19 protein-coding genes are annotated in these 19,343 nt (G+C 66.5%); 12 read left to right on the forward strand and 7 right to left on the reverse strand.

Annotated elements, in window-relative coordinates:
• Positions 1-2 precede the first annotated feature (2 nt).
• The 6 genes from G578_RS0116680 to G578_RS0116705 are packed head-to-tail and all read right to left on the reverse strand — an operon-like array spanning position 3 to position 5,690.
• Positions 3-689, reverse strand: a complete 687-nt coding sequence (locus tag G578_RS0116680) for an HAD-IA family hydrolase (protein ID WP_093154058.1) — start codon at positions 687-689, stop codon at positions 3-5.
• A 2-nt stretch (positions 690-691) separates the two neighbouring features.
• Positions 692-1,681: an RluA family pseudouridine synthase gene (locus G578_RS0116685; protein ID WP_028795217.1), complete on the reverse strand. Its 990-nt coding sequence runs from the start codon at positions 1,679-1,681 to the stop codon at positions 692-694.
• On the reverse strand, positions 1,678-2,058 hold the full coding sequence (crcB, locus tag G578_RS0116690) for a fluoride efflux transporter CrcB (RefSeq protein ID WP_028795218.1): 381 nt from the start codon (positions 2,056-2,058) through the stop codon (positions 1,678-1,680). The genes G578_RS0116685 and crcB overlap by 4 nt, the downstream gene beginning before the upstream one ends.
• Positions 2,059-2,073: 15 nt before the next feature.
• Positions 2,074-2,925, reverse strand: coding sequence for a hypothetical protein (locus tag G578_RS29615; protein WP_156907365.1), 852 nt, complete (start codon positions 2,923-2,925; stop codon positions 2,074-2,076).
• A gap of 5 nt (positions 2,926-2,930) precedes the next feature.
• The gene (locus G578_RS0116700) at positions 2,931-4,226 is read right to left on the reverse strand and encodes a replication-associated recombination protein A (RefSeq protein ID WP_028795220.1); all 1,296 of its coding nucleotides are present in this window, start codon (positions 4,224-4,226) and stop codon (positions 2,931-2,933) included.
• A gap of 9 nt (positions 4,227-4,235) precedes the next feature.
• Positions 4,236-5,690, reverse strand: a complete 1,455-nt coding sequence (locus G578_RS0116705; protein WP_038015143.1) for a Do family serine endopeptidase — start codon at positions 5,688-5,690, stop codon at positions 4,236-4,238.
• A gap of 136 nt (positions 5,691-5,826) precedes the next feature.
• Here G578_RS0116705 and G578_RS0116710 point away from each other — a divergent pair, with 136 nt between their 5' ends.
• The 12 genes from G578_RS0116710 (at position 5,827) to G578_RS0116765 (ending at position 18,706) form a co-directional block, all read left to right on the forward strand.
• Positions 5,827-7,035: a hypothetical protein gene (locus tag G578_RS0116710; protein WP_028795222.1), complete on the forward strand. Its 1,209-nt coding sequence runs from the start codon at positions 5,827-5,829 to the stop codon at positions 7,033-7,035.
• Between the two features lie 117 nt (positions 7,036-7,152).
• On the forward strand, positions 7,153-7,815 hold the full coding sequence (locus G578_RS0116715) for a class I SAM-dependent methyltransferase (RefSeq protein ID WP_028795223.1): 663 nt from the start codon (positions 7,153-7,155) through the stop codon (positions 7,813-7,815).
• Positions 7,816-7,846: 31 nt separating this feature from the next.
• Positions 7,847-9,130: a TIGR04372 family glycosyltransferase gene (locus G578_RS0116720; protein WP_038015144.1), complete on the forward strand. Its 1,284-nt coding sequence runs from the start codon at positions 7,847-7,849 to the stop codon at positions 9,128-9,130.
• Positions 9,131-9,303: 173 nt separating this feature from the next.
• Positions 9,304-10,158: a class I SAM-dependent methyltransferase gene (locus G578_RS0116725; protein WP_028795225.1), complete on the forward strand. Its 855-nt coding sequence runs from the start codon at positions 9,304-9,306 to the stop codon at positions 10,156-10,158.
• A gap of 73 nt (positions 10,159-10,231) precedes the next feature.
• Entirely contained in the window at positions 10,232-11,350 is a 1,119-nt protein-coding gene (locus G578_RS0116730) for an FkbM family methyltransferase (protein WP_028795226.1), read from the forward strand.
• Positions 11,351-11,445: 95 nt separating this feature from the next.
• Entirely contained in the window at positions 11,446-12,522 is a 1,077-nt protein-coding gene (locus tag G578_RS0116735) for an FkbM family methyltransferase (RefSeq protein ID WP_084618973.1), read from the forward strand.
• Positions 12,519-14,132 carry a TIGR04372 family glycosyltransferase gene (locus G578_RS0116740; RefSeq protein WP_156907366.1) on the forward strand — a complete coding sequence of 538 codons (1,614 nt, stop codon included), beginning with the start codon at positions 12,519-12,521 and terminating at the stop codon, positions 14,130-14,132. Before G578_RS0116735 ends, G578_RS0116740 begins: the two co-directional genes overlap by 4 nt.
• A 269-nt stretch (positions 14,133-14,401) precedes the next feature.
• Positions 14,402-15,961 (forward strand): PfkB family carbohydrate kinase, encoded by a 1,560-nt coding sequence (locus G578_RS0116745; RefSeq protein WP_051244944.1) that lies wholly within the window; start codon positions 14,402-14,404, stop codon positions 15,959-15,961.
• 6 nt (positions 15,962-15,967) lie between these two features.
• On the forward strand, positions 15,968-16,567 hold the full coding sequence (locus tag G578_RS26755; RefSeq protein WP_051244945.1) for an SIS domain-containing protein: 600 nt from the start codon (positions 15,968-15,970) through the stop codon (positions 16,565-16,567).
• A 52-nt stretch (positions 16,568-16,619) separates the two neighbouring features.
• Complete coding sequence (locus G578_RS0116755) at positions 16,620-17,450, forward strand: sporadic carbohydrate cluster 2OG-Fe(II) oxygenase (protein WP_051244946.1); 831 nt, start codon at positions 16,620-16,622, stop codon at positions 17,448-17,450.
• A gap of 5 nt (positions 17,451-17,455) precedes the next feature.
• Positions 17,456-17,854, forward strand: a complete 399-nt coding sequence (locus tag G578_RS0116760; protein WP_038015145.1) for an LIC12192 family sporadic carbohydrate cluster protein — start codon at positions 17,456-17,458, stop codon at positions 17,852-17,854.
• 93 nt (positions 17,855-17,947) lie between these two features.
• On the forward strand, positions 17,948-18,706 hold the full coding sequence (locus tag G578_RS0116765) for a sulfotransferase domain-containing protein (protein ID WP_028795232.1): 759 nt from the start codon (positions 17,948-17,950) through the stop codon (positions 18,704-18,706).
• Between the two features lie 177 nt (positions 18,707-18,883).
• Here the strand turns inward: G578_RS0116765 and rplQ are convergent, their stop codons facing one another.
• A complete protein-coding gene (gene rplQ / locus G578_RS0116770; RefSeq protein ID WP_028795233.1) occupies positions 18,884-19,324 on the reverse strand; it encodes a 50S ribosomal protein L17 in 441 nt (146 codons plus the stop codon).
• Between the last annotated feature and the right edge of the window lie 19 nt (positions 19,325-19,343).

Genomic DNA, 19,343 nt, shown 5'->3' on the forward strand with positions numbered 1-19,343 from the left:
GTTCACTCCTCCTGTTGCGAGGCCACCAGGCCGTCCGCCACGGACGGGAGCTGGTCGAACCTGTCGAGGATGATAACCGATCCGGCCGCCTGGAGCCGAACCGCGTCGTGATAGCCCCAGGACACGCCGATGGCGGCGGCGACCTCGGCGTTCACCGCCGTCTCCATGTCGAAGCTGGTGTCGCCGACCATGACCGTGCGCCGGCCCGTGCACCCGGCCTCGGCCATGGCCTCCAGCAGCACGGTCGGGTTCGGCTTGCCCGGTCCGTCATCGGCCGATTTCAGCGAGACGAAGCGCTGGCGGATTCCGTGGGCGTCCAGGACGTGGAGCAGCCCGCGCCGGCTCTTGCCGGTGACGATGGCCAGGAGCCATCCGTCGGCCTCCATGGCGTCGAGCATCTGGCGCGTGCCGGGAAACAGCGGCTCCGGCCCTTCGCCGTCGTTGCGCGGGTCGAAATAGGCGTCGCGATAGGCTTCCACCAGCCGCTCGATCTGCAACCCGCCGATGCCCGGCGCCAGCCGTCGGATCGCCACGTCCAGGGGCAGGCCCACGACCTGACGCACCGCGTCCGGCATCGGCGCCACCTGCCCTTCGGCCGCGAAACCGGCGGTCATGGCGGCGACGATGCGGTGCTGGCTGTCGACCAGCGTGCCGTCCAGATCGAAAACACAGAGCTTCAGGGCGGGCACGGTTACTCCTCGAACGGCTCGAACGGCGACCCGTCAAGCTCCGGCTCAAGACCGAAGAAGTCGAACGAGCGGATCATGTGATCCTGCAGCGGGGCGATGATCTCGATCGGCACGCCGTCCTCGTCGGGGATGCGGATGGCGCGGGCGTGCAGGTGCAGCTTGCGGCTGATCCCCTCCCCCTGCAGGAAGGCTTCCGCCGCGCCGTACTTGCCGTCGCCCAGGATCGGGGTGCCGATGGCCTCCATATGGACGCGGAGCTGGTGCGTGCGCCCGGTCACCGGCGACAGGGCGACGAGAGCGGCGCGCCGGCCGAGCTTCTCCAGGGTGACGTAGCGGGTAACCGCCGACTGGCCGTTTTCGTGGTCGACGGCCATCTTCTCGCCGAGCTTGCCCGGCAGCTTGCCGATCGGCAGCTCGATCTGGCCGTTGGTCGGTTTCGGCTCGCCCACCACCAGCGCCCAATAGATCTTCAGCGCCGACTTGGCGCGGAACGCATGGGTCAGCCGGCGGGCGGCACGCTGGGTGCGGGCCAGCACCAGGACGCCCGAGGTGTCCTTGTCGAGCCGGTGAACCAGCCGGGGCCGCTCGCTGTAGCCGAAGCGCAGGCTGTCCAGCGCGCCGTCGATATGCTTGGTCGTGCCCGACCCGCCCTGGACGGCAAGGCCGGCGGGCTTGTTGATCGCGATCATCTCGTCGTCGCGGTAGATCACGGCCTCGATCAGCTCGGCGCCGGTCTCGGTGTCCTTGCGGGCGGGCTTGGCGAACTGCAGATGCGGCTGCGCGTCGCCCAGCGGCGGAATGCGGATCTGCTGCCCGGCCTCCAGCCGCTGGTTCGCCTTGGCACGTTTGCCGTCGATGCGGATCTGCCCGGTGCGTAACAGCTTGGAGAGCTGGCCGTGGCCGACCGACGGGAAATGCCGCTTGAACCAGCGGTCCAGCCGCTGTTCCGCCTCGTCGGCGTCGACCGTGCGGGTTTCGACATAGGCGCTCATGCGATCACCGTCCTGACAAAGGCGAGCCCGGCGAACAGCGCCAGGATCGAGAGGGCCACCGAAGCGGCGATATAGGCGCCGGTCGCCATCACGGCACCCCGCTCCCACAGCGTCGCCACGTCCAGCGAAAAGGTGGAGAAGGTTGTGAAGGCGCCGAGCAGTCCGACGGCGAGGAACGCCCGCATCTCGCCCGACAGGTTCAGCTTCAGTGCCCCCAGCTCGATCAGCGCGCCCATGGCGAACGACCCGACCACGTTGACCGCCAGCGTGCCCCAGGGAAAGCCGTGCCCGATCAGGTGCGCGATCCATCCGACGGTCTTGTACCGCAGGACCGCGCCGAGCGCGCCGCCCAGGGCCACAGCGAGAAGCATCTTCATGGGCGCGGGCTTATCTCAGGTGACGCCGAATATCCAGCCCTCGTGCCGGGAAGCGGGTTCGCGGGCCGGAGCCGACCAGACCGTCGGATCGTCCGACAATCGGCGCAGCGCCGCCGCCGCGACCACCGCATCGGCCTTGTCCTCAGTGTCTATCGAGCCACCGACGAATGGCTCGGTGTTGTAAAAGTTTAAAACCGAGGAGATGCGGCTCTGATCCAAGTATAGCCGTCGGTTATCCACACCAGCCTTCCTTACGAGAAAAGTCGGAAAGATCTCCACAACAGTAGTATTACCCGGAACAGAAAACGGCCAGACAGGAATTTCTTTGTACAGACGGTGTAGCATCCGCATCCCAGCTAGAGACCCCGTTCCAACATTTGCGGGCCCAAAAGTCTGAAAGGGAGAGTTCGGCTTTGCTATGGCTGTCGCGTGCTGTTCTGTAATACGCGGTCTCAGCTGGAACCAATCTGGTTTAGGTCCACGCGACCAGTAAACTGAGCGCAACGGAGAAGATTCGGACTGGAAAACAGGTCCACCGTACAGGTTAGGAGCATCTGCTGCGATCTCCTCTATCAGCTCCCAAAGCGCCGTGGCTCGCCGAGGGCTATCGAGGATGTTGGGGAAATAAGCCCTATAGTCAGCGAACGAATAAGCAAATGCGAAATCAATCCCGACGAGCGTTCTGCAATCACTGAAGCTGCCGATTAGGTCACAAATTTCTTGTCGGCTCCAATGTCTGCCAGAAGGCCCAGAGAGCAACGCCGGTGCCGCCGTACCGCGCTCACAGATCGCCACTTGAATGCCCTTGTGGCGCTCTCCTTTAGCGCCAGACCAGTCAATCGCGACAAACCGTTCGAAAGAAGACAAAAGCCCTACTCCTCTTCTTTCCGACGTTTCTCCCTAAGCTTAGCAAAATAGTCGACCCGCTTGCGGATCTCGCGCTCGAAGCCGCGCTCCACCGGGTTGTAGAAGCGCTGCCGCGCCATGCCCTCGGGGAAGTAGTCCTGACCGGAGAAGCCGTCCTCGGCGTCGTGGTCGTAGGCATAGCCGGCGCCGTAGCCCAGTTCCTTCATCAGCTTGGTCGGCGCGTTGAGAATATGCGCCGGCGGCATCAGCGAGCCGGTCTCCTTCGCCGCCCGCTTGGCCGCCCCATGGGCCTTGTAGCCGGCATTGGATTTCGGCGCGGTTGCCAGGTGGATGACCAGCTGGCTGATCGCCAGATCCCCCTCCGGCGAGCCGAGCCGATCGTAGGTCTCCCAGCAGGCGATGGCGGTGGTGACGGCGGTCGGATCGGCCATGCCCACATCCTCCACCGCGAACCGCGTCAGCCGGCGCAGCAGATAGGCCGGATCCTCGCCGCCTGCGAGCATGCGGGCCAGCCAGTACAGGGCCGCGTCCGGATCGGAGCCGCGCATCGACTTATGCAGCGCGCTGATCAGGTTGTAATGCTCTTCCCGGTTCTTGTCGTAGACCGGGGCACGGCGGTTCACGCCGGCGGCCACCCCGGCGGAGTCCAGGGGCTGGTGCGGCGAGAGCTCGAACACCTCCTCGGCCATGTTCAGCAGGAAGCGGCCGTCGCCGTCGGCCATGGCGCGCAGGGTGGCGCGGCCGTCCTCGGTCACCGGCAGGGGCCGCCCCTCCTCCTCCGCCGCCCGGTCGAGCAGCCGGTCCAGCGCCGCGTCGTCGAGCCGGCGCAGCACGAAGACCTGGGCGCGGGACAGCAGCGCGGCGTTCAGCTCGAAGCTGGGATTCTCGGTGGTCGCCCCCACCAGGGTGACGGTGCCGTCCTCCACCACCGGCAGGAAACCGTCCTGCTGGGCGCGGTTGAAGCGGTGGATCTCGTCGACGAACAGCAGGGTGCCCTTGCCGGAGGCGCGCAGGCCGCGGGCCTGCTCGAACGCCTTCTTCAGGTCGGCGACGCCAGAGAACACGGCCGACAAGGGCATGAACTCCAGCCCCGCCTTCTCCGACAGCAACCGGGCGATGGTGGTCTTGCCGCAGCCCGGCGGCCCCCACAGGACCATCGAAGCCAGCCGGCCCTTGGCCAGCATCCGCCCGATCGGCCCCTCGGGACCGAGCAGGTGGTCCTGGCCGACCACCTCCTCCAGCCGTTCCGGGCGCAGCCGGTCGGCGAGTGGACGCGGGGCCTGGCTCTCGAACAGGCTCATGGCCCGCGCCTAGCCCTGGACCCGGGTGGTCAGCACCTTGCCGTCGCGCTTGATCGCCAGCTCCCAGCCGCCGCGTGGGCTGGCCACCGCCTCGTTGAAGGTGGCGACGCTGTCGATCTCCAGGCCGTTGACCCGCACGACGATGTCGCCCCGGCGCACGCCGATCTGGTCGGCGGCCGAGCCGCGCTTGAGGCCGAGCACCACGACGCCCCGTGCCATCTCGTCGAAGCCCTCTTCCACCGCCAGGGCGGGGGAAAGGTTGGCCACCCGGCTGCCGGCGAAGGGGTTGCGGCCGGTGACGTCGGTGACCTGGGCCGGCGGATCTTCGGCCGGCGGAACCATGGCCAGGGACAGCTCGCGCTCCGCGCCGCCGCGGATCACCCGGATGGCGACATCCTCGCCCGGCGCGCGTGTGGCGACCCGGTAGCGCAGGGCCCCGCTGTCGATCACCTCGCGGCCGTCGACCGCCACGATCACGTCGCCGGCCTGGAGGCCGGCCTGCTCGGCCGGACCGCCGGGATAGAGGTCGTTCACCAGGGCGCCGACCGGCCGCTTCATGCCCAGGCTGTCGGCCAGATCGGCGGTGACCGTCTGGGTCCTGGCACCGAGCCAGGGGCGCACCACCCCGCCGTCCCTGGCCGCGCGGAGCACCGTCGCCACCATGTTGGAGGGTACGGCGAAGCCGATGCCGACCGAGCCACCGGGACTGCCGCCGCGCTGGTTGGAATAGATCGCGGTGTTGATGCCGACCAGCCGGCCGTCGGTGCCGATCAGCGCGCCGCCGGAATTGCCCGGATTGATGGAGGCGTCGGTCTGGATGAAGAAGCTGTAGTCGGTGATGCCGACATTGGTGCGGGCCAGGGCCGACACGATGCCCATGGTCACGGTCTGGCCGACCCCGAACGGGTTGCCGATCGCCAGCACCAGATCGCCGACCGCCAGGTCGTCGCTGTCGTGGATCTCGACATAGGGCAGCGGCTCGTCCACCCCGTCGATCGCCAGCACGGCGAGATCGGTGTCCGGATCGGCCAGGATCAGCCGCGCCTTGTACTCGCGCCGGTCGTTGAGCACGACGGTGATCTCGTCGGCGCCCTCGATGACATGATTGTTGGTCACCACCGTGCCGGCCGCATCGACGATCACGCCGGAGCCGAGCGATGTCGCCTCGCGCCGGCGCTGCGGCAGGGAGGGGACCAGATCGCCGAAGAACCGTTTGAAGAACGGGTCGTCGAACAGCGGCGACACGCCCCGCCGCTCGGAGACCACCGTGCGGGTGTAGACGTTCACAACGGCCGGCCCCACCTCGCGCACCAGTGGCGCGAAGGTCAGGCTTATCTCGCCCTTTCCGCGCGGGATCACCTCGGTCTGGTTACCCCCCTGGGCGACGGCGGGAACGGGATTCTGCGCGATACAAACGGCCAGTATCAGCCAGACGGCGTGCCAAGCGGCGGTCAGACACTTCATTCTCGGATCTCCAGCCCGTGCAGGTCGGTTGTAGCCACAGGCAGCTGTGTTAGGCTTCCCAATCTAGGGAGTCCAGCCGGCGGTGCCAGAGGGCATTCCAACCCGGATCCCCGGTGACAGGAAAAGGGGGCGCGGCATGACCGACGCGCCGGAACCTCAGAACCCGAGATCCCAGCGCCCGCTGGATGCCGCGCATATCGCCGCAGAGGCGATCGGCGCCCATGTCCAGCACGCCTCCGATCTGCCCGCCGGCCTGCCCCCGGCCGACCTCTCCGAGGCGCGCACGGCCTTCGGCCGGCTGCGCGAGATCGCCGATCTGCATCCCCAGACCGAGGGGCTGATGCGGGTCGCGGTCTGCGGCGCCACCCGGTATCTGGCGATCGGCCGGCGGATCGGCGATATCGGGATCGTGCGCGACGCCCACCTGTTCCTTGCCACCCTGTCCCTGCGCGACGAGGACGATCCCCTGCCCCACCGTGCCCTGGCCGAGGCGTCGGTCGATCTGATGCTGGCCGAGGCGCGGCAGTCCGGCTTCCCGCGCGCGCTCGACACCTACCGCACCGTCGTCGCCATCAGCCTCGCCCGCGGCGGCGATCCGAACGTGGCCTGCGCCCATGCCAAGGGGGCGGCCAACCTGGTCGCCCTGGCCCTGGAGGCGGACGCGCCGCTGGAAGCCGACCGGGCGCTGGCCGACCTCGCCCGTCTGGAGGCCGACCAGCCGGAGATCCTGCCGGTGCGCCAGCAACGCGGCCGCGGCCTGTTCAATCGGGTCGCCCATGCCGCCCGCCGGGCCGAGACCGGCACCCTGTCCGCCGCCACATCCGCCTCCCAGCCCGCCGCGGTCGGCGGCCTGACCGAACTGGCGGCGCTGATCGAGGTCGCCCGCCGCGCCCCGGTGGACCCGGATCTGGTCGACCTGGCGGCGGAGGGGCTGTTCGCCTTCGTCACCGGTCTCGGCACCCGCGGCGAGGTCGCCCTGGCGCGGCGGCACTACGACGACCTGTCGTCCCTGGCCCAGTTGCCGGAAGCCGGCCCGCCGGTGCGCCGCCGGCTGGCCGACGCCGCCTTCAACCTGATCACCGACCTGTGCGAGAGCGGCGAGACGGAGCTTGCGACCCTGCTCTACGGCGACCTGTCCGGGCTGTCGGTGGTGCATGACGACGATCCCTCGATCTGCCTCGCCCATGCCAAGGCCTCGGCCAATCTTGTGCTGACCCATCGCGACCGCGGCGACCACGCGGCGGCCAACATCATCGCCGACGACCTCCGCAGCCTCGTCTTCGCCCATCCGGAGAACATGGAACTGATGGAAGTGGCCACGTTCCTGGATCTGGCCGACGTCTGAGGGCGGCTGCTAGCATCGCGCGCCGAAGTTCGGAGTTTCCTCGGCCGGGGTCCTTGCCTACCTTTCCCGCCCAAGCACTTCAAATGTCGGCACCCGTCTGCCCCATGGATCGAAGCAATGGCCCTGGTTGAGTTCGTCACCCCGCTGCACACCCGCACCGCCCGCGATTATCTCGGGCGGGTGAACGAGCACGACAAGGCGGAGTCCGCCCGGGTCGCCAGGCAATGGGGCCGCGACTACTGGGACGGCGACCGGCGCTACGGCTATGGCGGCTATCGCTACGACGGTCGCTGGCTGCCCGTGGCCGAGGCCATGGCCGAACATTACGGCCTGAAGCCGGGCGACCGCGTCCTCGATGTCGGCTGCGGCAAGGCGTTCCTGCTCTACGAGTTCACCCGTGCGGTCCCCGGCATCGAGGTCGTCGGTCTCGACATCTCGACCTACGCGCTGGAGAACGCCAAGGAGGAGATCCGGCCGATGCTGCGCCACGGACATGCCAGGGAACTCCCCTTCGAGGACGGCAGCTTCGACCTGGTGATCTCGCTCGCCACGCTCCACAATCTGCGCCTGCCCGACCTCGTCTCGGCTGTGCGGGAGATCCAGCGGGTCGGCCGGCGCAACCGCTACATCATGGTCGAGAGCTACCGCAACGAGACGGAGAAGGTGAACCTGCTGTACTGGCAGCTGACCTGCGAGTCGTTCCTCGCGCCGGAGGAATGGGACTGGGTCTATGAGCAGGCCGGATATCAGGGCGACGTCGAATACATCTACTTCGAGTAGCCGGCCACCCACCGCACGGTGCCATGACCCGATGACCGGACCCCACCTACCCGAGACCCCCAGGCCCGACGCCGAGGCCTTCGAGCGCGACATGCGCACCAAATTCGTCACCCGCGAGAACCTGGCGAAGCTGTTCGGCATGGTGATGCCGCACCTGCGCGAGGGCCAGCGGACGCTGGTCTACATCCTCACCCAGTCCGACCGCATCGGCCATTTCACCCTGGAGCCGCAGATCCTCGACAGCCTCTACGGCGACAGCTACGACCGGATCGTCGTCGTCACCGCGCCCTGGGACCGCCCCGGCACCAACGCCCTGGTCCCGTCCTGCTACGGCGACCGCTTCGTGTGGGTGCAGACCGACGACGAGGTCATCCTGGCGATGGGGTTCATCGACGGCGGCCTGGCCGATCTGAAGCTGTTCCACCTGCTGCTGAGCTCGCCGCGGCTGACGATCGTCGACTTCTTCAAGAAGATGGTGGACGGGGTCGAGCCGAAGCTGATCGGCCTGCCGGACGCCGCACGGGAGAAGGGTCACGCGCAGCTGCGGGACATCGGCCTCGATCCCGGCGCGCCCTTCGCCTATTTCCACATGCGCACGCCGAAATACCGCGAGACGATGACCCATCACGGTCACCGCACCGCCAGCATCGAAACCTACCGGCCGTCGATCCGGCGCATCCTCGACGCCGGCTATCAGGTGGTGCGGATCGGCGAGAAGGGCCTGGAGCCGCCGGACTGGTTCAGCGACGGCTATTTCAGCCTGCCCGACGCCCTGCCGGAACTGGCTCCGCAGGATCGCGCCGCCGATCTCGCCGTGCTGGCCGACGCCGCCTTCGGGACGGCGCAGAATTCCGGGCCGATCTGGGTCGCCGCCGCCTTCGGGACCCCCACCCTGCGCACCAACACGCCGTATGAGCACCTGAACCTGCCCTATACCCGCGACCTGTCGCTGTTCAAACGGTACCGGGACGACAGGACCGGACGCATGCTCCCCTACCGCGAGATCCTCGACCGTCGTCTGCCGGCGGTGATCCGCTCCGAGGACTACGCGAAGCTCGACATTAGCGTGGTGGAAAACTCGGCCGACGAGATCGATGCCGCCACCGAAGAGTTCTTCGGGATGCTCGCCGGCGGCCCGAGCCGCCTGCCGCCGGACGACTACCGCCGATTCCTGGCCCTGGGGCGGGCGTATGAGCGCGAGATTGCCGCCGATCCCTGGTTCCAGAAGGAGACGCTGGACTTCTACAGCCACGCCCATCCCTTCGGCGATTTCTCGGGCAAGATTCTTGAGTCCGCCCCGGACTTCCTGGACTGATCCCAGTCGCCCGCGCTACCGGCGGCCGGCTTCCATCGTGGCCCCGTGGTCGGTCCCACGCCCGGGCAGACAGGATAGAGGCGGACGGCGGACCGCGATCTGTTAGTCTGCTGCGACGTAAGGTCGGCCTCCGGGTCGGCCCACCGCGACGGATGGGCAGGGGTGAATCAGCGATGGCGCTCAGTGCGATCACATTGGCTTGGCTGGATCATCTGGCGGAGTACCAGATCATTCCGCCGGGCCCGGTCCTCGAGTTTGGCCCCCAGCACATCAACGCGGCACGCCCCGTGGTCAGCGAATTCCTCACCCGCCGGACAGGCGAGCGGGCGGCCCAGGATGCCATGGAGCGGATCTACGGCACGCCGGCGGCGCCGCGCCCCCAGACCGAAGTGTATCGGGCCCTGGGATTGGACGACTACCTCGCGGTCGACTTCGGCGACGAGCTTGCCGAAGTGCAGCACGATCTGAACGAGCCGCTCGATCTCGGACGCAAGTTCAGCGCGGTCACCAATTTCGGCACGGCCGAGCACATCTTCGAGGTGGCCACGGTCCTCCGCTCCCAGTACCGCCATCTGGCGGTGGGCGGCGTGGCCCTGCTCGTGCTCCCCACATTCGGCGAGATCAACCACGGCTTCTACAATCTCCACCCGACCTTGTGGACGGATCTGGCGGTGGCCAACAACATGGAGATCGGCGACTTCCAGTACGTGGACGACGTGGTCGGCCGGTCGGTGAAACTCGACGAGCAGGGCACCTGCCAGTTCGACTTCGACAGCATGCCGATCAAGCCGCTGGAGGGCCAGTACGGCAACTTCCGCCTGACCGTCGCCATCAACTTCCTGCGGAACACCGGCCTCCACATGCAGGCCGCGGCTCCGGGGCAGCTTCCGCAGTACGTGCTCGACTGCTGCATGGTGGCGCTTCGCCGCACTGCCGACAGTCCCGACGAACTCCGCGTGCCGCCCCAGGCGATCTACGCACCCCCGGAGACGCGCGCGGCGGTGGCGGCCATCCGAACCGTCCGGTAGCGGAGCAGGGAGATCGGTGCGCCGAATGTTCGACAATGCTACAATTGATTCGATTGACGGAAAGGTCTGACGCATGGCCGACAGCACGACCGGTAAGGATGGCGGCGCCGGTGACAAGAAGGCTTGGCCGTTGGATTGGGCCTTGCACATGTTCGACACGCAGAACGCCGCCGAGTTCCGCCGGCAGGCGGTCGAGGACCCACATCAGGGCGCGCCGCTGATCGGGGCGACCTGGCCGCCCCGGACCCGTGTTCAGCTCCTGGCCAGTTCCAAGCGCATCCGCCACGCCCTCGTGCTACGTGCCAGCGGGCTGGTCGAGGATCCCGGTCAGATCCAGTACCTGATCCGCGCCGTCGACCGGGTCCGTCAGCTCATCGAATTCTTTCAGCGCCGCGAGAAACGCTGGCATACGAAGGACGTCTGGTCGGTCACCGCCCCCAACGGACAGGTCATCCGCTTCCCGATGACCGATCCGGCCGCCGACATGTTCAAGAAGATCGTCGAGGAATATGGCGGACACTACGAGCGGGCCCTGATCACCTTCTTGAACGACCGCCTCGGCCCCGGCGATGTGTTCGTCGATATCGGCGCCCATACCGGCTACATCAGCGCCTTCGCGGCGACCACCGGCTGCACGGTCTTCGCGCTGGAGATCCAGCGCAACCTGATGCCGCTGCTCGAACAGCTCGCGACCATCAACGCGTTCGACCATCTGCGTCCGCTCTATCTCGGGGCATCGTCGAAGTCCGGGCTGTCGCTGATGCGCCGCGGCTGGACGACGCCCGCCGCGCAGCTCGAAGGCGCCACCCATACCGACCTCCTGGGCGACCCCGACTCGATCCTGAACGACTATGTGCCGACCATCACGCTGGATGCCGCGTTCAATGACGACGACCTGATGCCCAAGATCATCAAGATCGATGCCGAGGGCCACGAGGCGGATATCCTGGAAGGGGCGCGGAGCATCATCGAGAAGCGCCGGACCATCTTCGTGATCGAGTATCACTCCAGCGAGCACATGGCGAGTTTCAAGCGCCGCGGCGAAGAGGTCACCGCCCAGTTCGACCGCGCCTTGTGGGATCTGGGCCAACTGACCGACGAGGGCGTCAAACCGATCTCCGGTCCCCAGGACATCATCCCGGACGCCCGCGACAGCCACCCCAAAATTGTCCTTACCCCTAAAATGGATTAAGCCTTGGCGGTGGTTCTGGGGTCACGGTTCTCAACCGACGCCGCCACACAAGCCGCGAGTCCATGCCCCGCATGGGAAAGCCGGAAGAGGCCTCGATGACGCATGAAGACCCTACGCTGGCGCACCGTGAGGCGGCCCGACGCTCCCTGCTAAGCGATCCGGCGAACCCCGCAGCCACGGTCGACGCCCATTGGCCACCGATAACCAGGGCCGATCTCGCGCGGTGCGCACAGTCGATCCAGCGGTCGGTTCTGCTGCTCGATACCTCGGCGGGCGCCGATCCGGCGGTTCGGACACGACTGGCACACATTCGTTACCGGGTGCAGCAGCTGATCCAGTACATCCGGCAGCGTGCGATGCGGGTTGCCAATGCCAACACGTGGCAGGCAACCACCCGGAACGGACAGCCGATCAATTTCCCGCTGGCCGACGGCCCCGCCCGGGTCTTCAAGGAGATCGCCGAGGGCTACGAAGGCGGCTTCGAGCATGCCTTGCACGACTTCGTCACCGACACGCTTCGACCCGGGGACGTGTTCGTCGATGTCGGCGCGCATATCGGGTACACGAGCGCCTTCGCGTCGACCACAGGCGCCAGCGTCTTCGCCCTGGAGGTGCAAAGAGAGCTGATCCCGCTGATCGAGCAGCTCGCCATCATCAACGGCTTCGACCAGCTGCGCGTGCTCCATGCGGGCGCCTCCTCGACGCCGGGCCTCGGCATGATCCAGCGGATGACCCCGCATCCGGGATTTCAGCTGGAGGCCCAGGAAGGCGGAGAACTCGACACGTTTCCCCTGTCGCTGGTCAACGACGCCGTGCCGTTGGTCACCCTGGACGCGACCTTCGCCGATGATCGGCTCCTGCCCACCATGGTGAAGATCGATGTCGAAGGGCATGAGCTCCCGGTGCTCGAAGGTGCGGCCCGGATCATCGACCTGGCCCGCACGATCTTCGTCGTCGAGTTCCATCCCCACCTGGTTGCCCGGCAGGGCCGGGACGCGGCCGATCTCCTCGCGTTCTTCGCCAAGGACCGCTGGATCGCCAAACAGATGACCGAAGAGGGCATGTACCCGATCGACCAGGCCGGCGACATTCGGCCCGATCCGAAGGATCCCAACCCGAAGCTCGTCTTCGAGCCCCGCCCGGCCGGACCGGCCCGGAACGCATCGCCGTGACTCCTCCGGCCGGGGCATCGCCGGAGCGCCTGCGTCAGGTCCGTGACCTGGTGGATACCCTGCGACAATCAGCGGGTCGGGACGACTCGGCGCTCAAGACCCTCTTCATCCTGTGGCTCGATCACACTGCGATGATAACGCTGCTCAATCTGGTCGTGGTTATGGCCGGTGGACGCAGCCTGGATCAGCGCGGCGGGATTGTCGCCGGGATGTTTCAACGCGTGAACCCGCCTCACGCAGCGGCGAACATCTTCCTGACGAACTTCGCCCGTTGGAAGAACGGTGAGAGATCGGCATCGCTAGATCTGCTCGGCATGCAGGAAGGGCCAGGTCAGAAGCTCGCCGCAGTCTTCTTCTCGTTCATGACCACCGGCGCGATTTCGCAGACATCCGGCAGTGTCCTGGGCGACTTTCGCAACGCGATCGAGGGGATACGCGCCACCCTGCCCCCGATGCGCAACGCCGGTCTTCTCGAGGAGGCTGACCGGCTGGAGATGTTCTGGGCCGCGGTGGAGCACCAGATGCGCTCGGCCGAAGACACCCTGGTGCTGTCGCCGGGATACTTCCTGAATGTCGGCCACTGCGTCGTTGCCGCCGCTTTGGTCGAAACCCTGCGGGGCGACGGGTTCGGCCCCCGGAAGGTCGCGGCCATCCCCGGCAGGTTCCACAACGCGTTCCTCAGCACCCGCATCCTGACGCGGCTGGATCCGGAGGTGCCGCCAAACCACCGCTTCGGCGAAATCGCCGACGGCGCGAAGAGCTTCTTCCTGAAGGATCACCGGCTCGCTCACGTCATGAAGCTGCTGTCGGAGGCGGGTCGGGTATGGTCGGAGGGACGGCGCCCGTTCCTGACCCTGGAGCCAGAGGTGATCGAGCGCGGTTACGCGGTGCTCGCCGAATACGGCGTCGAACCCGGCGACCGGATCGTCACCATGCATGTCCGCGAGCCCGGGTTCCACGCGGAGTCCCTCGCCGCGCGGTTCCGGGATACCGAGTACTACGGCATGCGAAACGGATCGATCGACTCTTATCGCGAAGCGATCGATGCGGTGATCGACAACGGTGGCGTTGTCATCCGCCTGGGCGACACCTCCATGACCCCGCTGGGAACGCGGGCCGGCTTCATCGACTACCCGTTCACCGAGCACAAGTCGGACTGGATGGACATCTTTCTGGCCAGCCAGTGCCACTACCACCTCGGCACGGCGTCCGGCATGTCCTACGTGCCCATGCTGTTCGGCCGCCCGGTCGCCTTCACCAACTACATCACCCTGGTGAACATCTGCGACACACCGAACGTCCTGACGGTGTTCAAACCCCTGTTCGACGTCGACGGCAACATCGTGCCGTTCGAAACCTTCGCGACACGCTTCCCGCGCCTCGCCAACGACAAGGAACTGGAGTTCCACGCCATTTATCACGAGATCAGCCGCCCGGAGGATATCCTTGAGGCGGTTCAGCTGATGGAGCGCCACGCCGACCGCGAGACCGGCCTGCTCGATCTCCCGGACAGCGACTTTGAGGAAGCACAGCGTCGATTCGGACAATCTCCACTCCGCATGCGGCCGAAAATTCCGCCGCGTTTCTGGAACCATTACTACGGGGGATGACCGGCCGCGTGGCCGGCCGCGCGATCCTATTCGGCCAGTGTTCTTGCAGAAATCGGCGCGATCGATGTCGCCGCGCGCGACAATCGGACACGAACCCGGGGCAGGCGGGCAGGCAGGGTCGGGGATTGAGGTATGAGCGCCAATTAAGTGCGTTTACAGTCAGAAGGTGCGGAGTGCCTGGGGAATCGGTCCGGGCAACAGGTGGAGACAAGCAGGTCCGACCCGCGAAGCGACGGTGAGAGTACCATGAACAGGTTCAAGACCGACCGATGACGGCCCCGTCACCCACGCAACCGCCGGCCAATGCCGCCGCCAAGATCAACACCCTGGAGGACATCGGCAAGGCGGTCGAAATGGCGCGTGCCGAGGGTCGCCGCGTGGTCCTCGCCCATGGGGTGTTCGACATTCTGCATATCGGCCACATCCGGCATCTGGAGGAGGCCCGCAGCCACGGCGATCTGCTGGTGGTCTCGGTCACCCCGGATCGCTTCGTCAACAAGGGCCCGGGCCGACCCGTGTTCGGCGAATTGGTGCGCGCCGAGATGCTGGCCGCCCTCTCCTTCGTCGACCATGTCGGGCTGAATGTCGGCCCGACCGCCGAACCGGCCATTCAGGCGATCAAACCGGACGTCTACGTCAAAGGATCCGACTACGCCGACATGGCGTCGGACGTCACCGGCAAGATCGTCGACGAGCGGCGCGCGGTGGAGCGGTTCGGCGGCAAGGTGGTCTTCACCGACGACGTCACCCACAGCTCGTCCTCGCTGATCAACCGCTTCTTCAATCCCTTCGAGCCACATGTCCGGCAGTTCGTCGAGGGGCTGCGCGCCCGCGACGAGCAGCAGGAGATCCTCGACCTGATCGACCGGGTCGAGACCATGCGGATCCTCGTGGTCGGCGACGCCATCATCGACGAATACCGCTACGTGACCCCCATGGGCCGCGCCCCGAAGGAAAACCTGGTCACGGTGCTGAACCAGTCCAGCGAGGTCTTTGCGGGCGGCGTCTTCGCGACGGCCAACCACGTCTCGACCTTCTGCCGCCAGGTCGATGTCCTGACCGTCTTCGGCGCCCAGGACTCCTACCGCGAGTTCGTCGAGGGCAAGCTCAATCCGAATGTCGGGCTGATCGGTCTGGAACGCTCCGATGCACCGACGACCCGCAAGAGCCGCTATATCGACGCCGCCTCGGTCCGCAAGCTGTTCGAGACCTATCACATGGTCGACAAGCCGGTGGCCGACGATGTCGAGCAGCAGATCAATGGACGGCTGGCCGAGATCGCCGGCGGCTACGACGTGGTGATCGTCAACGATTTCGGCCACGGCATGATCAAGCCGTCGACCATCGACATGCTGACCCGGCACGCGCGTTTCCTGGCCGTGAACACTCAGACGAACAGCGCGAATTACGGCTTCAACCTGATCACCAAGTATCCGCGCCCCGACTATATCTGCATCGATGCCCTGGAGGCCCGGCTGGCCATCGGCGACCAGCATGGCTCGGTCGAGGACCTGATCACACGCGGCCTGGCGCTGCAGCAGCCGAAGAGCAAGATCGCCGTGACCCATGGACGGATCGGCTGCCAGGTCTACGCCCCGGACGAGGCGACCACGCAGATCCCGGCCTTCGCCGACAGGGTGGCGGACACGATGGGCGCCGGCGACGCATTCCTTGCGATCACCGCGCCGCTGGTCGCCGCCGGCGGGCGCATGCGCACGGTCGGTTTCCTTGGCAACATTGCCGGTGCGATCCAGGTCGGTATCGTCGGTCACCGCACCTCGGTGGACAAGGTGATGATGATCAAGGCGGTTATCTCCATGCTGAAGTGAGAGATCATGGCGGCACTCGGCTATTTCGACCGCATGCGCGATACGGTGGGAGGGGTTCAGGTCTCCGACGCCGCCGGTGCGCCGGTCGATCTTGATTCCGCCATCGGCCGCCTCGTCGGCCGGTTCGCCGCCCTGCCGGCCGCGGGCGCCAAGGCCGTCATAGTCGGCAACGGAGGCAGTGCCGCCATCGCCAGCCATTTCGCGACGGATTTCTCGAAGAACGGCAAGGTCCCGACCCTGGCATTCAGTGACGCCGCCCTGCTGACCTGCATCAGCAACGACCTGGGATACGAGAACGTCTACGCCAGGCCGATAGAGCTCTTCGGCAAACCGGGCGACCTGCTTCTCGCGATCTCGAGTTCCGGATCGTCGGCCAACATCCTGACCGCCGCACGGGCCGCGCGCGACGGCGGGATGGAGGTCGTCACGATGAGCGGGTTTCGGCCGGACAACCCGTTGCGATCGATGGGCGCGCTGAACTTCTATATCAACAGCGACAGCTACGGCTTCGTCGAGTGCAGCCATTTCATGCTGTGCCATCTGGCGATCGACCTCCTGACCGGCGCCTGGCCGGAGCACGGCGACCGAGACTCGGAGACCGCATGAGCGCACCGCTTCCACGTCAGGATCGGCGGGTGAGCCGCAGGATGGGACCGGCATGAGCAAACACATCCCGCAGAGCCTGAGCCCGTTCTTCCGGCCCGAAGAGATCGAGCTGGCCGACGCCTTCCTCGACGACGCCTATATCATCCGGTCGGCGGAAGACCGTGCCGCGCTTGACCGCATCCAGCACCATGTGGCGCAGACCGCCGCCTCGCTTCTTGACTGCCCGGCGCCGGACGACCCGCTGGCGTTTCTCGACTCGATCCATGCGCGCGTGACGGTGGAGAAGCTGAACGATTTCCGGCTCGCCGTGTTCCGCGCGATGAACGACCAGGACTGGCTGCGCCCGGCCTATTTCTCGGTCGCCCGGCAGGCGGTGCAGACCCTGGCCGGCAACGAACTCGCCATGCAGCGCCGGGTGAACCTGTCGATCCAGCTTCCGAACGACGACAGCTCGCTGCTGCCGGTGCACGCGGATGTCTGGTCCGGGGACTCGCCGTACGAGATCGTGCTCTGGATTCCGCTGGTGAACTGCTTCGCCACCAAGAGCATGTACATCGCGCCGCCGGACCTGGACCGGGAGCTTCAGGCGCGCTTCACCGACTTCGAGGGCCGTTCGGCGGAGGACATCTGGCGGCGGATCGAACCGCATGTCCGGTTCCTGGAGGTGCCGTACGGCAGCTACCTGCTGTTCAGCCAGAACGTCATGCACGGCAACCGCGTCAACACCGAGCCGACGACGCGCTGGTCGATGAACTGCCGCTTCAAGAGCGTGATGTCGCCCTATGCGGACAAGCGCCTCGGCGAGTTCTTCGAGCCGATCACGCTGCGGCCGGCGACCCGTCTCGGTCTCGACTACAAGCTCCCCGGCGGATTTCAGGAGTAGCGCCGGTGCCGGTCCTCACAGGCTATATCGCGAGCCGGCCGATCGCGGACTCCCGCGTCCCGCAGCACATCCAGAACCTGGTGATCCGCGAGTACTGCCGCCAGCGCGGCCTGGGCTTCAATCTGAGCGCCACTGAATACGCGATCCCGCACTGCTACCTGATGCTGGAGAAGCTGGTCTCCGACCTGCCCGCCTTCGACGGCATCGTGGCCTACAGCATGTTCATGCTGCCGAGCCACTCGGACCGGCGCCGACAACTCTACGACCGAATCCTGGGAACCGGATGCAGCCTGCATGCCGCCTGCGAGGACCTGGTGCTCGCCTCGCCGGAAGACGCGCGGCGCTGGGAGAACATCCTGACAGTCCAGGCCGCCCTGCAGCCGGGCAGCCTCCAGAGCGGTTAGAGACCGTGCACGGGCCTGATGATCCAGGGCGTCTCAAGCAGCCGATCCGGGCCAATGGCCGCGCCCCTTTGGAATGACTGAGAAGTTGCATTCATGAACACAGCGAAGCCCAGAAGCCTGTTCATCGCCTCCATACCGAAATGCGGCACGACCTGGCTCTTCAACATGCTGGCGCAAGTCACGGGCAACACCGAGGTACGGCTCTACGGGGACCCGGTGACTGGCGCCGAGATCGATACCGCGCGGATCGTTCATGCGCACCGCGAGAGCTCTCCCTGGATCGCGATGATGCATCTGAGCCCCGGAGCCTGGGCGTCCAAGTTGTTCACCGATTGCGACGCCGCGCCGATCATCCTGGTGCGCAACATCTATGACGTGATCGCCAGCTTCAACGACGAGATCGAAAAGGTCGTTCAGGCCGGCATCCCGCCGCACACGACGATGATCTACATCCCGGACGAGTACATGGCGTGGGAGACGTCGAAGAAGCTGGATTTCCTCATCACGATTTTCGTTCCCTGGGTCACGTTCTTTCTGAACCGCTGGGAGGCCCTGGACGGCGAGAAGCACTGGGTCCGATACGAGGACCTGGTCGGTGACACCCATGGGACCCTGCGCCGGATCCTGGACGTCGCCAACTTCCAGGACGTCAGCGACGACCGCATCCAGCAGGGCATCGCCGCGTTCAGCAAGGACAGGTCCGACCTCGGCTACAAGACCCGGTTCAACAAGGGGGTGGTCGGCCGGGGGGCCGCCATGCTGTCCGACGCGCAGAAGGACGAGATCCGCCGCATCCTCGGGTTCTATCCAAGCCTGGATCCGGTCTCGCTGGGGATCCTCGACGAAGCGTAGGGGATCCGTCGGCGCGGTCTGGACTGCCAAACTCCACGTCGACGTGCTCCGCGCCACCGTCGCGCTCGAACTGCTCAGCCTGGTCGCCGCGTCCCGATAGACGTCGCGACACCTGCCTCCGACAGAAAAAGGGCGGCCCGACGGCCGCCCCTTTGTCGTTCCGCTTGCTGGCCGCGATCAGATCGCCGCCGGCATCGCCGTGCCGTACTCGTCCTGGTCGGCGCTCTGGACCGGGCCGGAATCCTGGCCGCGGGCATCCTCGTCGCGGTCCACCAGCTCGATCACCGCCATCGGGGCAGAATCGCCGTAGCGGTAGCCGGCCTTCAGAACGCGGGTGTAGCCACCCTGACGCTCCTTGTAACGGTCGGCCAGCACGTCGAACAGCTTGCGGGTCATCGCATCATCGTTCAGACGGCTCAGCACCAGCCGGCGGGCGTGCAGGTCGCCGCGCTTGGCCAGGGTGATCATCTTCTCCACGACCGGCCGCAGTTCCTTGGCCTTCGGCAGGGTGGTGACGATCTGCTCGTGCTTGATCAGCGCCGCCGCCATGTTCTTGAACAGGGCCTTGCGGTGGGCCGGTGTGCGGTGGAGCTTGCGGCCGCTATTGCCGTGACGCATCTCTCGATCTCCTCGTTCT

The sequence above is a fragment of the Thalassobaculum salexigens DSM 19539 genome, from assembly GCF_000423805.1.
Lineage (GTDB): Bacteria > Pseudomonadota > Alphaproteobacteria > Thalassobaculales > Thalassobaculaceae > Thalassobaculum > Thalassobaculum litoreum.